Consider the following 731-nt stretch of genomic DNA (forward strand, 5'->3'; position numbering starts at 1 on the left):
TTGCCAGCCCGGGCGGGCAGCCGGCTGAGCGTCCCGCAGCAGACGGGCCGGCTCAGCACCGCGCCATCCGAGCCCGTGAAGGCGGCACCACTGGGCGGCGTGTGGGGTTCAGTCAGGCTCAAGCCGCGCGGCGACGACCGAGCCAGCCCAGGCAGGCCAGACCGGCCAACAGCAGCAGCGCCGGCTCGGGCTCGGGCACGGCGCTGACCGTGATGGGTGTGCTGAGCTCGGTGCTGGTGAAGACGATGCCTTGATCGTCGATCAACTGGATGAGATCGGTCTTGACCGGGAAACTGCCGGCCGACAGGCCATCAAACTTGAGCGTCAGGGTTTGGGTGCCAGCAGCCAGGTTCAAGGGCAGGCTCAGGAAGCTGGACAAGCCGTAGCTACCGAAGGTGTTGCCCTCCTCCGTTTCGCCTTCGCCCAGGCCGCCCATTGCCACCAGGTCTGGCAAGGCCGTCCCCAAAAAGGTGGAGCCGTTGCGATTGAAGATCAGGCCAGCGCCGTCCCAGCTGAATTGAAAGTTCACGGCGATCAGTGACAAGGCGCTCGCGGTCTCGAAGGTCAGCGTCAAGGTCGCCTCGGTGCTACCGACGACGGCACCCGTGGCCGAGCCGGTCAGCACAAGGGGCTCGTCGGCACGGGCAGCCGCCGAGGCCATCAGGAGTGCAAGGCTGATGGCACCCAGGCGGGCGGTCAGATGGGGGGTCATGAGCTTCTCCTCAAAGCAG

At 66.6% G+C, this 731-nt stretch carries 1 protein-coding gene; it reads right to left on the minus strand.

The window, feature by feature from the left end:
* Positions 1–118 precede the first annotated feature (118 nt).
* Positions 119–712: a PEP-CTERM sorting domain-containing protein gene (locus ACG00Y_RS00640; protein ID WP_394475327.1), complete on the minus strand. Its 594-nt coding sequence runs from the start codon at positions 710–712 to the stop codon at positions 119–121.
* Positions 713–731 lie beyond the last annotated feature (19 nt).

Origin of the sequence: Pelomonas parva (assembly GCF_043555835.1) — a bacterium.
Lineage (GTDB): Bacteria > Pseudomonadota > Gammaproteobacteria > Burkholderiales > Burkholderiaceae_C > Pelomonas > Pelomonas parva.